Origin of the sequence: uncultured Victivallis sp., from assembly GCF_944391105.1 — a bacterium.
In the GTDB taxonomy this organism is placed as follows: Bacteria; Verrucomicrobiota; Lentisphaeria; order Victivallales; family Victivallaceae; genus Victivallis.
The window spans coordinates 1-15,003 of the sequence record NZ_CALXSK010000020.1 but is presented as its reverse complement, the minus strand read 5'-3'; the positions used below and the strand labels follow the sequence as shown (position 1 = coordinate 15,003).

The 15,003-nt window shown below is 56.3% G+C and carries 11 protein-coding genes; 10 read left to right on the top strand and 1 reads right to left on the bottom strand.

Annotated elements, in window-relative coordinates:
• The first annotated feature begins 503 nt into the window (after nucleotides 1-503).
• The 4 genes from Q0K10_RS07880 (at nucleotide 504) to Q0K10_RS07865 (ending at nucleotide 5,885) form a co-directional block, all read left to right on the top strand.
• On the top strand, nucleotides 504-1,754 hold the full coding sequence (locus tag Q0K10_RS07880; RefSeq protein WP_294505509.1) for a mechanosensitive ion channel family protein: 1,251 nt from the start codon (nucleotides 504-506) through the stop codon (nucleotides 1,752-1,754).
• Between the two features lie 82 nt (nucleotides 1,755-1,836).
• Nucleotides 1,837-3,879 (top strand): excinuclease ABC subunit UvrB, encoded by a 2,043-nt coding sequence (gene uvrB / locus Q0K10_RS07875; RefSeq protein ID WP_294505506.1) that lies wholly within the window; start codon nucleotides 1,837-1,839, stop codon nucleotides 3,877-3,879.
• A 134-nt stretch (nucleotides 3,880-4,013) separates the two neighbouring features.
• Nucleotides 4,014-4,580: an elongation factor P gene (gene efp / locus Q0K10_RS07870; protein ID WP_294477364.1), complete on the top strand. Its 567-nt coding sequence runs from the start codon at nucleotides 4,014-4,016 to the stop codon at nucleotides 4,578-4,580.
• 186 nt (nucleotides 4,581-4,766) lie between these two features.
• On the top strand, nucleotides 4,767-5,885 hold the full coding sequence (locus Q0K10_RS07865; protein ID WP_294505504.1) for a LacI family DNA-binding transcriptional regulator: 1,119 nt from the start codon (nucleotides 4,767-4,769) through the stop codon (nucleotides 5,883-5,885).
• A gap of 4 nt (nucleotides 5,886-5,889) precedes the next feature.
• On the opposite strand, the gene Q0K10_RS07860 is transcribed toward Q0K10_RS07865, so the two are convergent.
• Nucleotides 5,890-6,021, bottom strand: a complete 132-nt coding sequence (locus Q0K10_RS07860; RefSeq protein ID WP_294505501.1) for a hypothetical protein — start codon at nucleotides 6,019-6,021, stop codon at nucleotides 5,890-5,892.
• Between the two features lie 94 nt (nucleotides 6,022-6,115).
• On the opposite strand from Q0K10_RS07860, the gene Q0K10_RS07855 reads away from it, so the two are divergent.
• The 6 genes from Q0K10_RS07855 to Q0K10_RS07830 form a co-directional block, all read left to right on the top strand.
• Nucleotides 6,116-7,099 (top strand): type II secretion system protein, encoded by a 984-nt coding sequence (locus Q0K10_RS07855; protein WP_294505499.1) that lies wholly within the window; start codon nucleotides 6,116-6,118, stop codon nucleotides 7,097-7,099.
• A 40-nt stretch (nucleotides 7,100-7,139) separates the two neighbouring features.
• Entirely contained in the window at nucleotides 7,140-8,942 is a 1,803-nt protein-coding gene (locus Q0K10_RS07850; protein WP_294505497.1) for a right-handed parallel beta-helix repeat-containing protein, read from the top strand.
• Between the two features lie 154 nt (nucleotides 8,943-9,096).
• Complete coding sequence (locus Q0K10_RS07845; RefSeq protein ID WP_294505495.1) at nucleotides 9,097-10,167, top strand: LacI family DNA-binding transcriptional regulator; 1,071 nt, start codon at nucleotides 9,097-9,099, stop codon at nucleotides 10,165-10,167.
• Between the two features lie 52 nt (nucleotides 10,168-10,219).
• Nucleotides 10,220-10,924: a type II secretion system protein gene (locus Q0K10_RS07840; RefSeq protein ID WP_294505492.1), complete on the top strand. Its 705-nt coding sequence runs from the start codon at nucleotides 10,220-10,222 to the stop codon at nucleotides 10,922-10,924.
• A 19-nt stretch (nucleotides 10,925-10,943) separates the two neighbouring features.
• On the top strand, nucleotides 10,944-14,522 hold the full coding sequence (locus tag Q0K10_RS07835) for a beta-galactosidase (RefSeq protein WP_294505489.1): 3,579 nt from the start codon (nucleotides 10,944-10,946) through the stop codon (nucleotides 14,520-14,522).
• Between the two features lie 68 nt (nucleotides 14,523-14,590).
• Nucleotides 14,591-15,003: hypothetical protein (locus Q0K10_RS07830; RefSeq protein ID WP_294505487.1), on the top strand; the 413-nt coding region annotated here is incomplete at its 3' end.

Here is a 15,003-nt window from a genome sequence, read left to right as displayed (position 1 = left end):
ACCTTTTTTCAAGCCTGATCTTCCCCGGCTGTCGTGAAACCAAGTTCCGCAGCGGAACAAGAGTCTCTTCCCGTCTGAAGATTTTTTACGAACTCTCCAGCAATGTCACGGCGTCCCGCGGGGAATTCTTCCGCGCGGGATGATCGACCTCCTTATTCCGCCGCTTCCGGCAGCTGGTTTCCCTGATTTCATCGACTGTCGATTTCCCGGCAATTCCTGGAATCTGATTTGCAATCCGGGCTTTCCATGCTATCTTACCTTTCGCGGCAGGGCGGAGCTTCGATGCTCATGCAACCCCTCTTTCTGTTGGTCTGCTCAAGAGCTTTTGACTCTGGTGCGGAAGGAGGGAACTTCGGCGGCTGAGATTCCTGCATGCAACCGGGGCACTCCGAGCAACATGGCGTGAGCTCCTTTACCGCTGAACCGCTGTGAGATTGACTCGACACCGTAATCCCGGCCTGCAATCCACTGGGGAAAGGTGTGACCGTAATCGGAGAGACGATATGGAAAACTGGTTGGAACAACTGCAAAACTTTCAAAACGCACATTCGGGAATCTACAGCGCAATTGTCGCGGCCGGACTGATTCTGGCGGCTTTGCTCGCCAACTGGGTCACCAAAAGGCTGCTGTTGCGCGGTCTTGTGCGCATACTTCACGCGCTTCCCGCCCGGGACGCCGAGGAAAACAACGCCAGAATTGCCATCGCCGCACGACTTGCAAACGTTGTTCCCGCGCTTGTGCTCGCATACGGAGCGTCCGCAATTCCGGAAGTGCACGAGACGCTCCAGACCATCATCCGGAATGTCTGCATTGCCTTCCTCGTCCTCACGGTGGGACTCAGCCTTGCCAAGGCCTTCGACCTGGCGGGAATCCTATACAACCGACGCCCGGACGCTCCGAACAAACCGATCAAGGGTTACCTGCAGCTCGGTAAACTCGTCATTTTCTGTGTCGCAGCAATCCTCATCATCGCGACCCTCATCAACCGGAATCCTTTGATCCTGCTCTCCGGACTTGGTGCGATGGCCGCGGTACTCATGTTGATTTTTCAGGATACGATTCTCTCGCTTGTGGCAAGTCTCCAGATCGGATCCAATGACATGGTACGGATCGGCGACTGGATTGAAATGCCGAGTCAGAACGCGGACGGTGACGTGATCGAAATCGCTCTTCATACCGTCAAAGTACGCAACTGGGACAAGACGATTACCACGCTGCCCGTGCGCAAACTCATCACCGACTCCTTCAAGAACTGGCGCGGTATGCAGGAGGCCGGCGGTCGGCGCATCAAGCGGTCCCTCTTTATTGATCAACGCAGCGTTCGCTTTCTTGAGGATGCAGAAGTTGTCCGACTGGAAGAATTTGTTGTGCTGAACCGCTACCTTGAACACAAACGGAAAGAACTTGCGGAGTGGAACCGGAAACTCGAAGAGATGGGAGCACGCCCCGTCAACGAACGACGGGTCACGAATCTCGGAACTTTCCGTGCATATGTGGAAGAGTACCTTCGACACAACCCCCATATCCGGCAGGATATGACGCTGCTTGTCCGACAGCTCCAGCCCGGAGCCACCGGAATTCCGCTGGAGATTTACTGTTTTACCAATGATACACGCTGGGCGGTTTACGAAGGCATTCAGTCCGACATCTTCGACCATCTGCTCGCAATTCTGCCGGTGTTCGGGCTGCGGGTCTATCAACAGTGCAGCGACCTCTCCGGCATGGTCCCGCCTGCAAATGGTTTCCCGGGGTGAATGTTGAAGAACAGGAGGGGATCTTGAGCCGTCATTTTCCCGTTGTTTTTTCGTCACTTTTTAATTTTCAAGTTACAAGACTATGAGTTTGTTTCAGTTACACGCTCCGTACAAACCGGCGGGGGATCAGCCGCAGGCGATCGAACAGATGGTGAGGAATCTGCGCAATCGTCAGCGTTACCAGACGCTGCTCGGCGTAACCGGTTCCGGGAAAACGTTCACGCTGGCGAATGCCATTGCGCAGCTTGATCGGCCGGTGCTGGTGCTTTCGCACAATAAGACGCTTGCGGCGCAGCTCTACAGCGAGTTCAAGGGATTTTTTCCGGAGAATGCGGTCGAATATTTCATCAGTTATTACGACTACTATCTGCCGGAGTCGTACATCCCGCAAACCGATACCTATATTGCCAAGGATGCCGCGATCAATGAGAACATCGAAAAACTGCGGCTCTCCGCGACCGCGAGCCTGGTTGAACGGCGCGATGTGATTGTCGTTGCCAGCGTTTCATGCATCTACGGATTGGGTTCTCCGGACGATTATGCCGACCTCTGTGTGCGGGTCGAAGTCGGCGACACACTTGGACGTGACGAAATCCTGCGGCGGCTCGTCGACATTCAATACACGCGAAACGACACCGCCCCGGAAAAGGGGGAGTTCCGGGTGCGCGGCGACGTGGTCGACGTATTTGAGCCGCAGCGCGACGACTATATCCGGATCTCGTTCTTCGGGGATGAGATCGAATCGATCGAGCGGCGCGACGTACGGTCGAACAAGATCAAGACCCGACCGAAATTCGTCACGCTCTTTCCATGCCGCCACTTCGTGCTCCCGCCGGAGCGGATTCAGGGGGCGGCGGATGCGATCCTTGCCGAGATGGCGGACCGGGTCTCGTGGTTCGAACGGAACAATCTTCTGGTCGAGGCGCAGCGACTCTACCAGCGTGTGACCTACGATATCGAAATGATGAAGGAGATCGGCTACTGCAGCGGGATCGAGAATTATTCGATGTACCTTGCAAACCGGCGTCCCGGGGCGCGGCCTTACTGCCTCTTTGACTTTTTTCCGCACGATTTTCTGACGATCATCGACGAATCGCACGTTACGATTCCGCAGCTTCAGGCGATGTACCGCGCCGACCGGAACCGCAAGCAGGTGCTGGTCGATCACGGTTTCCGGCTGCCGTCGGCGCTGGAGAACCGGCCGCTGCAGTTTGAGGAGTTTGAGCAGATCACCGGGGATACGATCTTCGTTTCGGCGACGCCGGGCGAGTACGAACTGGTCCGCTCCGGAAAACCGGTGGAGCTGGTTGTTCGCCCGACGGGACTGCTCGACCCTGTCATCGAGGTGCGGCCGCTTGAAGGACAGATCGATGATGTGATTGCGGAAGTCAAGCGCGCCGCGGCGGCGAAGGAGCGGGTGCTCATCACGACGCTGACCAAGAAGGCCTCGGAGCGGCTCGCGGACTATTTTGCCGAACTTGACATCAAGGCGGCCTATCTGCACAGCGAACTCGACGCTCTTGAACGGGTGCGCGTGCTGAACAAACTGCGCGACGGCGACTTCGACTGCGTGATCGGAATCAACCTTCTGCGCGAAGGAATCGACCTGCCGGAAGTCGCGGTCGTGGCGATTCTTGACGCGGACAAGGAGGGGTTTCTGCGTTCGGAGCGGTCGCTTGTGCAGACCGCCGGGCGGGCCGCACGCAACAAGGCCGGTCGCGCGATTCTCTATGCCGACGAGATCACGCCGAGCATGCAGAAGCTGATCGATCAAACCAATGCGCGCCGCGAACGGCAGATCGCATACAATAAGGAACACGGAATCGTCCCGGAGACAATCCGGAAGGGAAAGAGTTTGACGATCAGCGAGATCGTTGCCCCTGCCGACGACGGCGGGAAGAAAAAGACGAAAATGCCGAAACTTGCCGGAAACATGTTCACGGATGCGACCGATATTTCCGAACTCGGACTTTCGGATACAGATCTTGACGCACTGATCGCCGAGCTTACCGGAGAGATGCGCGCCGCGGCTGAATCGCTCGAATTCGAACGCGCCGCCGATCTGCGGGATCAGATCCGCAAACTCCGTCCGCAGGGGGCGAAAGAGAAGTCGGGCGGCAAATAAATTCAAAACTTCTGTTTTCAGAATCAAAAGCCGACGCCCGACGGCTTGAAAACAGCCGTAACCGGGTGTATATTATCCAGTTCACGTAAAAATTTCAACGACAGAAACCAGTTGACTCAAGGAGTAAAACGAACATGTTCAGCGCTTCCGACCTGAAGAAAGGCCTCAAAATCCAGATCGACGGGATGCCGTGGGTCATCACCGAATTTGACTTCTGCAAGCCCGGCAAGGGCACCGCGCTCTACCGCTGCCGCATGCGCAACCTCGTGAACGGCTCCGGCATGGAGAAAACCTATCGTCCGACCGACAAGATCGAGAAACCGAATCTCGAAGAGCGCGAGATGTACTACTCCTACTTCGACGGGCACCACTACATCTTCAGCGATCCGAACACCTACGAAGAGATGGCGGTTTCGGCCGAGACGCTCGGCAACCAGGTCTATTTCCTGATCGAGGAGAGCCTCTGCAACTTCCTGCTCTTCAACGGCGAGCCGATCGAGATCACGCTGCCGACCTTCATCGAGAAGGAGATCGTGGACACCGAGCCGGGCGTCCGCGGAGACACGGCCACGAACGTGACCAAGCCGGCCAAGATCGACAATGGCTACGAGATTCAGGTGCCGCTCTTCATCAACCAGGGCGACATCGTGAAGATCGATACGCGCACCGGCGCCTACGCGGAACGTGTCAGCAAGGCGTAAGGCGTTTCTTCACCGCTTCAAAGAACGTCCTCCCGATTCCTGGGGGGGCGTTTTTTTATCTGCAAAGCCGGATAGTTCATGAAACAGCCGATTTCGGAGGAGGTTTTTTCACGGGAAAATTCGTTTGATCTTGCTTTTTCCTTCCAATTTCATTATAATTACTTCATGAAAAACAGGATTTGCAGTATGGAAAAACCGTTCACCGTTCGAGACATTGCGGAGAAGGCGGGCGTTTCGCTGGGTACAGTCAGCCGTGTGTTGAACAACGCCGCAAACATCGACCCGAAACTTCGGGAGCAGACGCTTGCCGTGATTCGGGCGAATCATTACGTCCCCTTGCGCCGCCCGCGCCGGAGCAGCCGGCGCAATCCGGCGGAGGGCGGTCGGATCGGTGTGCTTTTTTACGATACGCGCAATGGATGGAAGGATTCCTATTTCGCCCGTTCTTATGCTGCCGGCATTGAAGCGGTCTGCGGTGCTTACCGGGCGGAGACACAGTTTTTCACGCTGGAGGATCTTGGCGGAGATGCTTTTTTCCGGCGGCTGGCGCGGTTTGACGGGCTTCTCATCAAGCACAATTTCGGCCCGAACGATCCGGGATGCGAAAGACTCAATGCGCTGGCGGAGGTGATTCCGGTGGTTGGATTCGGGACGAATTACCCTCATTGCCGCTATTCGCAGGTCTTTCTGGACAATCGTTCTGCGGGAGCGATTGCAGCCCGGGAACTGATCGGCCGCGGACATCGCGTGATTGCGTTCATCAACCACAATCCGGAAAGTGAGATGTTTCGCTCGCGAGGCGAGGGGTTTCGGGAGGCGATGATGCAGGCGGGTTTGTGGCGTCCCGAACTTTTCATCTCACGGAAATTCGCGACCGTTGCGGCTCCGAGTCCCGATCCGGTTCCCCCGCTGCTGGACAAGACGCTGGAACGATTTCTCTCTTATCCGGAGAGAGTGACTGCGGTGGTGGTGGCGAACGACTGGGGATGTGTCGGGCTTTACCGGGCATGTATCGGACGCGGAATCCGGATCCCGCAGGATTTAAGTATTCTCGGGTTCGACAATCAGATCTCGATTTGTGCAAGTTTGCATCCGCCGCTTTCGAGCATTCACAATCCGCTCGACGAGATCGGCAAAATGGCGGCGATCGAACTGTTCTCCCGCATCGACGCGGCAAAACGCGAATTGACGCTGCCGATCAGCAACCGCATGCTCTCCGGGACGCTGGTGGAACGCGGTTCGCTCTGCACGCTCAATCTTACTGCCGACCATCACCTCATCATCAAAGGAGAAACGATCTTATGAAACGTCACAGCTTCCCGATAACCGCGCCGGACATGTTTCCCCGGAAGAAAATCCACTCGGAATGGAGTTCCACTGCTGCGACCCGCAGTTCTGATGAACCGTATCCGGCAACGGTCAGACAGAAATTTACACTCATCGAGCTCCTCGTGGTGAAAACTTGTCAAATATACCATTCTTTCCTTGTCTGCACCGGGCAGTCAAGAGAGGGGTTCGGGGGAGAGAAAGCGGCTATGGCAGCCGCGTCTCTCCCCGTACCGAACAACCATCAAACTCCCCGTCGGCCAGTCATCGCTCCGCAACAAAGTTTCCGCTCGGCAAGCGGCGAAGTGGAGCAAAAACGCGAATGGGTCTTTCCGCAGAAAAGCGGGAAGAGCCGTTCGCGTTTTTGCGGCTCTTTCCCCTCGCGCCGGCCGACCGCAGCCGAGTCCGTGACCGCCCCGTACGCGGCACCGGCACCTTGCCGGACGCAGGGGGTGCGGGGGGCGGCGGACACGCCTCCCGCCACCCACGGCCATGCAACGGTCAAAGCGGCGTTTACCTTGATAGAGCTCCTCGTGGTGATTGCGATCATCGCGATCCTCGCCTCGATGCTGCTGCCGGCCCTGAATCAGGCGCGAAACCGGGCGAGGTCGGCGCAATGCCTGAACAATCTTAAACAATGTGGCACGATGATGCAGTTTTACATGCGGGACTTCGGAGACTGGACGCCGGAAGCGTATCCGGTTCAGTACAGCAGCGACTCTTCATGGGGGAGGCTGTTTGAAGATCTCTCTTATCTGGGGAAGCAGGTGAATGAAAAACAAAGCACGCTGATCTGCCCGGAAAACCGACGCGGATTCTCCCACTATTCCTGGATCTATTCCATGCGCGGCACCCACAGTGCGCCGACATACAGCACTCATTTCAAACAGGTCGGCACCATGGTGGCCGACTCCGGCAACGAAACCAATGGAATCGCGCCGAACCGGGTTCGGGCGACGCCGTCGGAGTTTCCGGTCATCTTTGACGGAATGACGCTGGTGGATGGCGGCCGGAACATCTGGCACAGTCTGGCGTTGAGCCAGCGGGACTGCCTCGGGCTGATGCACAATCTGCGGGCGGGGCTGCTGTTCTTCGACGGGCACGCCGGTTTTGAACGCCGGAAATTCGGCGGTTACTTCTTCAATGGGCGCACTCCGGATGCGCCCGACCAGAAACTCGATCTGCCGGAATAAGAACGAACCCATCTCCATTCGGAAGAAGAAAGGATATGTTATGAAGTTGGCGTTTTGCAGACAGTTGTTGGCAGTGGCGCTGACCGCGTTCGCGACGGTCGGGGCAGCTTTCGCGGAAGGGATCACGATCACGGCCCGGACGCCGGACGAACTCCAGCAGAAACTGATGGAGGCCTCCCGGGACAAGGTGAAAAAAGTCCGGATCACTCCCGGCGTGATCCGCGGAGGTGCGACGGATCGGGACCATCTGCTTTTCCTGAAGGGGCTTCAGGATATGGAGATCGACGCGACGGGGGTGTCGCTGGTCAGCACCGATCCGACCCGGGGAGGAGTCTTTCTGCGCGACTGCAAGCGTGTGACGCTGCGCGGTCTGCTCTATTATAATGAAATTCCGCCGTTCACGCAGGGGCGGGTCATCGGAGCAAACCTGAAGGATGGTACGCTCGAAGTGGAAATCGACAAGGGGTATCCGGCGCCCGATGCCAACAGCGTGGGATATCTGTTCGATCCCGACACTCGCCGCTGGAAGCCGGGTGTTTACGACATCTATTACAACAAGGTGATGAAACGTTCCGACCGGGTTTACGGGATCCGGGTGAACGGCGACATGCCCGCCAAGTTGAAAACCGATCTGACGCCGGGACGGGACCTGATCGCGATTCGCGGGACCCGCGGCCGGATGGCGATCACGCTCGACGTCTGTGAAAATTGCCGCCTCGAAAACGTCACCATCAAGTCGGCCGGAGTCTTCGGCGTACAGGAGGCCGGCGGCAACGGAGGAAACTATTTTAACTATACGCTCACCTATGGACCGCGCCCGAAGGGGGCGACGGTTGATCCGCTGATCTCATCGGTTGCCGACGCCTTTCACTCGGGCGGTACGCGCAAGGGACCGACGCTCGAAGGGTGCCTGCTTGAGGGGATGTGCGATGATGCGATTCCGATACACTCCTCCTACATGCTTGTGATGCAGGCCGATGGGCGCAAACTCTACTATCTGGCCCGGCAGAATGTGAATCCGCTCAAGCCGGGGATGCGTATCCGGCTGTTCGATCCGCGGGAGCGTTTTCTCTGCGAAGCCGTGGTAAAATCCACGGACAAGGCGGAATCGGGATTCCGGCTGCCGCATCTGCCGGCCGACAAACTGGTCTATTACCGGCTTGAGAGCGATCGTGACCTGCCGGTGATTCCGGCGGGTTCCCGACTCAGTACGCCCGACACCGCCGGGAGCGGCTTTGTGGTGCGGAACTGCGTGATCCGCAACCACCGGGCGCGCGGATTCCTGATCAAAGCCGACGATGGATTGATCGAAAACAATCTCATCGAAGGGTCGACGGTTGCGGGGCTGATCGCCACGCCGCAGTTCGGCTGGAACGAGTCGTGTTACAGCCGGAATCTGACGATCCGCAACAATACGTTCCGCAGCAACTCATATTCGACCGGCGTGACCAAACCGGAATCGTATGTGCTGGGAGCGGTCAACATCAAGTCGGATGCACCGTCGAAGGGACCGGCCGGTTACGGCCACCAGAACATCCGGATTCTCGGCAACGTCTTTGAGAATCAGGATGGAACCAATTTGCACATCGACAACGCGCAGGATGTTCTGGTCGAAGGGAACCGGTTTATCCGCCCGCAGTGGAATCCGAGCGACCGCGGCCGGGCGCTGGGTTACCACCCGGAGGCGCTGATTTCCATCGATAAAGTCGAACGGGTCACGTTCCGGAACAACCGGGTGGAGTCTCCGGGGCCGTACCTGAAGACCCTCATTGAAGTCGGTCCAGACGCCACCGATGTCACCGGGGTTGATGACGGGGTGGTGGTGGTCCGGCCGACAAAGTGAAGCATTGTGTGCAACACGATTTCCCGAATTGAAAAATGTCCCCCGGCTGTTTCCGGGGGGGCGCTTTTTTTATATTCGAAAAAAAACTGCGGACATAAATTGACAAAACTGCGGACGTCCATCATAATTATTTATGAAAAGGAGGCCGATTTGCATGATGATGAAGCAGAAAACCCGGGAGCTGTCAGAGCAACTGGTAACGGAACTGAACCGCTTTCATGCGGGAGGCCGTTTTTATTCGGCGCGCGAAATGGTCAATCGCTATGGCGTGAGCCGGCGCGTGGTCAACTCCGCAATTGCGGAACTCTCAAACCGGGGAATGCTTGAAGTTCGGCCGAAAAGCGGAGTCTTTGTGAAACGGACTTCGCTGATGCGCACGATTGTCTACCTTTATCCGGACTGGCCGGGAGATTCTCCGCAATATCTCAGGGAGTCGCTGAAAACCGCTTTTGACCAATATCGCGGAACCTATCTGCTTTCTCCGGTCCCATATCCAAGTTTCTCCGACATCCGGAGTCTGCTCGAAAACTGCAATGCCGACGCCGTGATTTTCGGTCTTTCCGGCAAGGCGCTGACTCATGAGGAAACCGCTTTCATCAACCGTCTGCCCATGCCTGTTATTTGTCTGGAACGACAGATGGCCGATGTTTCGATGCATTCGACCTGCGGAAATTCCGAATACGGGGCGCTGCTTGTGGTGAATTATCTGATGAAACACGGGCACAACCGGTTGGGACTGCTGCCGTGCGAACCATTTTCCGGAGAAGTCAATATTCGATACAACAGTTTTCTGGCCTATGCGCAACTGTTCGGTTGCGCGGTGGAAGTCATCCCGTGCCGGACAAACTCCTGGGATTATGCCGTCGAGAAGGCGTATGACGCGATGATGCGTTACCTTGATCGGAGGAACGGAAAGCTCGACTTTACCGCGCTCTTCGTCATCAGCGACGATTCGTGCAAAGGGGTGCTGCGTGCTTTGAATGAGCATGAGATTCGTGTCCCGGAAGATTTGAGCGTCATCGGTTACGGATATTCCCGCGATCCGTGCTATATGAATCCGCCGGTGACAACCGTCGCATGCAGCCCGGAAGCGAGTGCAAAGTCGCTGGCGGAGGCTATTGACGACTACTTTATTCATCCCGATCCGGAGAAGATCATCACGGTTCGGAATCTGCCGATCGTATTTGAACGAAAATCCGTTGGCATGGTTTCACAGAAAGGATAAAAATATGAATATCGCATCCAGATCAGAATCAACAGCAACAGGAATCCGTCAAATGCAGAAAAAACAGTTGAATTTTACATTGATTGAACTTTTAGTAGTAATTGCAATTATCGCAATACTTGCCTCAATGCTGCTGCCGGCGCTGAACCAGGCGCGGGAACGCGGGCGGGGGGCGAACTGCCTGAGCAATCTGAAGCAGAGCATGGGTTTTCAATTGATGTACGCAGGGGATTTCAATGATCAGTTCGTATTTTACATTCAGGGAAATGGCACCTGGGGAAATATTTTCTATAATCTGAACTACACGGGCAACACGAGAGTCATGAACTGTCCGTCGACGCGTTACACCTGGAACTTCAACAGCGGCTGGTACACCTACGGATTTTTCCGGCCGGCAGCCGACAGTTCCGCCTACTGGTACGGAAAGGCTCGATACGGGGATTTCGCCCGCTGGCAGAGGTCGTCTCCGGAATACCATGTTTTTCTGATCCGGAAAATGACGAAGCCGGGTACGACCGAGCTCATGGTCGACACAGTCCGGATTTCCGGCGTGGATGCGGAGCGGGGCGCAGCGCATTTCATGCCGACAATCATCCAGGATGGCAAAACGTCCGGACCGTGGCTTGCACACAACAATCGGATGAATGCGGCCTACGCGGACGGGCACGCCGCCGCGCGCAGCCGGGAGGAATTGAAAGAGTCTCCTCAGGCCTTCACGAAAATCATTTTGAAAGAACTGGTCATACAGGATTTATAATCAGCTGGGAGCAGATGGGATGAAATTGATGCAATTCAAGCGATTTTTGTCTACGGGGCTTCTGCTTCTCTTCATCGGACTGACCAGCCGTTCCGCGGCGATAGAGAACGGTTCCTTTGAAGATGGCTCTCCCGGCGGAATTCCGAAAGGGTGGGAATACCGGGTGGGAAACGCCCGCAGTGAATGTTACCTCATCGACAACATTGCAACCGAAGGGAGGCAGGCGCTGTTTCTGAAAAATGCCTCCCCGTGGAAACCCGGCGTCTACTCCTGCGTTCTTCAGCAGGTGCCGCTGAGGCCGAATCTCCGCTACCGCCTGAGCTGCAAGCTGAAAGGAGAAAACGTGAACAACTTCGGTTTTGCGATCGGCGACCGTTGGCGGATCCGCTTCTATCCGAAAGTTGCGGAAAACTGGAAACGTCACGATTTCGAATTCACCCTCCCCCCGGAGGATGTCAAAAACGGCAAAGCGCCGTTTCTCATTCTCTCCGAAGGAATCACGGACGGGGTGTGGATCGACGAAGTTCGAATTCAGCCGGTGGGCGGGACTGCAATCGCTCCGGAGCAGTTTCAGCAGGAAAGGCTTTTGACGGCGAAACCATTGAACATTCCGCTGGAGTCTGTTGTCGAGACGGGGATTCCCGCTGGATTTGCAACGGTTGAGCTTCCGGCCGGCGGGAGATTTTATACAGGGAAATCGCCAATTGCACCGGATCGGTTTCGGGGAAAAATCGCACTCGCCCGGGATTCGCAGGGAATCATCATCCTCGCAGATGTGGTCAAACAAAACGTCAAGGGCGGGACGGGGAATTCCATGTGGAATTTCGACTCTCTTCAGATCAGCCTGAGTCCCGAAAGCAGTTTTGCAGGAAAATATGAATCCGGCGACCTGGAAATCGGTTTCTCTCCCACTTCCGAAGGCGTCGTCTCCTACTGCTGGACTCGGAACCGGGAGCTGACCCGCGACGAAGTCGATCTCCATGGCGGAATCACGCCGGATGGATACCGGATCGCCGCTCGACTGAAGTGGAATTTGTTTCCCAATCCGGACTTCAGAAACGCCGACAGTTTCACATTCAATGCCATTTTCAACATCAATTTCGATGGAATTCGCGAAGTCGCTTTTCTGCAGCGCGGCATCCACGACTCCAAGGACATGACGCTGAATACACTGGTTCTCTTTGAACGGGAAAAACCGACGGGATTCTTCAAGGCGGGGCTGCGGCGCAGTCCGACGGAACTGACCGGCACACTTTTCCTCACCGGCATCGAGCAGACGGGGAACTGGGAAGCCGTTGCCGAGCTGAAAGATTCCCGGGGAGAAAAATTCTCGCTGCCGTTTCCGGAAATGCCGCCGGTGCGGCGCGATGAGATCGTCACCCGGGAAGTGAGGCTGCCACTGGCAAAAATTGCGAAAGGGGCTTTTGAGCTTTCGTTTTCCCTTCCGGGACGGAGAATCTCCGGCGGGAGTGCCGAAAAGATCGATCTTCCGGGCAGGCAGCGTCCGGAACTTGCCGCGTTGCGGAAACGGTTTGAGACGGCCCGCTCTACCGCGCGGGAAAATTCCCGCGACCCGGTGCAGCATATCCGGGCGGCGGTCATCGAACGACAGCTTGCCCTGCACGAGCGATATCTGGAGCAGAAACAGTCGCCGGAACAGTTGGAGCACTATCTGGAACTCGGGGAACGGGTTATTCCGGAACTGGCTCAAACGGTGGCGGATTATGAGTCGGCTGCGGCGGGGGCGGGTTTCGTACCTCCGGCATCGGAGTACCGAAACTCTCCCGTCCGGGAATATCGCGCCGGGCTTCCGGTGGTTTCGACCGTCACTGCCGGGAAAGAGGAATTGCGTCCGATGTTTTTTGCCGGCTACGGACATTTTGATGATGTGATCCGGGACATTCCATACTTTCCCGCCATCGGTGCGAATCTGATTCAATTTGAAACCGGGCCGCGGTATTTTCTGAAGAAGCGGGGCGAAAACGGTTCATTTTCCGCCGATCCCGGAGAGTTTTACAACCGGATAGAACCGGCGTTGAAAGCGGCCTGTGCAAACCATGTCAAAGTGGCGCTGCTGCTCTCCCCGCACTACCATCCGGAATGGTGGCTGGAAGATCATCCTGAACTGAAGCGGGGCAACGGCCTGACCCATTACGAAGTCAATGCGCCGGAGTCGCGGGAAATGCTTTCCGCATACCTCGACTGCCTGCTGCCGCTGTTGCGGGACACCCCGTATCGGAATGGTTTGCACAGCATCGTACTGGCAAATGAACCGAACTATTCCGGGGCGATCTGGTCGAATCCCATGACCCGGAAGTTGTTTCGGGAATGGTGTGAAGAACGGTATGGCGAGATAGCCGGATTCAACCGGATATCCGGACGGAATTTCCGGAATTTCGAGGAACTTGCCGGAACCGATCCTGCAGAAAATCCTGCGGTTCGTTACGAGTTCGAACAGTTCCGGAGGTGTTCTTTTGCAGATTTTCACCGGTTTCTCGCGGAAAAAGTAAAACAGTACATGCCGGATATGCCGGTTCATGTGAAAATCATGGTCGGGGCAACCTGGCTGCCGATGGGGGTCGATTTCGCCGTGGATCCCGAGCTCTTTGCGGAGTTCAGCGACTACAATGGAAACGATGCCGGCATGACCTGGAAATCCGATCACTGGATCAGCGCGTGGAGCTCCATCGCTCTTTCACATGACCTGCAGTACTCCCTGCGTCCGATGCGCATCATGAACACGGAAAGTCATATCATCCGGGATGGTGAGACGCAAATTATTCCAGAGGAGCACATTTACACCTCGGTTTTCGAGCAGTTCCTGCAGGGAGCCGCCGGCATCGTCACCTGGGTCTGGCTGGAAAACACGTTTGAACGCGATCGGGACGCCGCGTTGCGCGGCTCGATCTACCACCGGCCGTCGAATATCGTGGCTCATGCCCGGGCGCTTCTTGATGCAAACCGTCTCGAAGAGCCGATCACGGCCTTCGTACAGGCGAAGCCCCGGGTTGGGATACTCTACTCTCCCTCTTCGCTGATTCAGAACAGCGCCAACTGGAGTCGGACATTGAAGGAGACTTATACGGAGCTCTGCTTTACCGGCCACAAAATCGGGTTCATCAGCGAAAAGCAGCTTGAAGCGGGAAATTTCGGAGAACTCCGGGTTATCATCGCGACCGACGCGACCCACATTTCGCAGGGGGCGGCTGAACGGCTTCGGGAATTTGCCGTGCGCGGCGGCAAACTGTTTGCAACCGGCACTCCTCCGCAATTCGACTCTTACGGAAATCCCTTGACGAAACGTCCCGCCTTTGTCCTGGTTCCTGCGGGGAAAGAGTGGAAGGCTCTGCTGGATGAGAGTTCCCCCCTGCCTTTTCAACTCCGGGTTGATGGACCGGACCGGGACGGGCTCTTTTTCCGCGCGGTTCCGGATCGCGACGGTTGGCTTGTCAACGTGGTGAACTACAATCGGAAGCCGCGTCGGATCACACTTTCCGGCGATGGTGAATTTTATGATCTGATGGCCGAACGGCCATTGGAGTCGACAGGGGAACTGGCGCCATTGGCTCCCATGTTTTTCCGGTTTCATTCCGATTAAATAAGCGAATGAGACAGCCGTCTGCGAATTTCGGGCGGCTGTTGTCTTTCTGACGGGCGGAGTTCCTGATGAGCGGGCATTTCTTTCTTCAGCCGGGCGCGATTCCGTTCCCGGATCATGGCGTCGGCGTCCTGCGGCGGATTTTCTCCGGTTCTCCACGGATAAAACGAGAGGGAATACCCCTTCTCCACCGCCTCTGCGCGGCATTGCCGGGAGAAGGGATCAAGTTCCGGATCGTCGGCGTTGACCGGGCGGGGCGGCGTCCGGAACTCCTTTACGCGCCACCCGTTCTTTTCGACATGGAATTGCGCGAGATCGTTTACAAGCTCAACAGCATTGAAAGAGATCCAGCAATTTACATAAGCGCCGCCGCAATGTTCATACTCCGGTACAGCGGGCAGAGCGTAAATCTGCTAGCACCGCTTTCGATGGTTCGAATCCATCTCCCACCACCATTTTTGATTTTTTTTGCCGTCCGAAG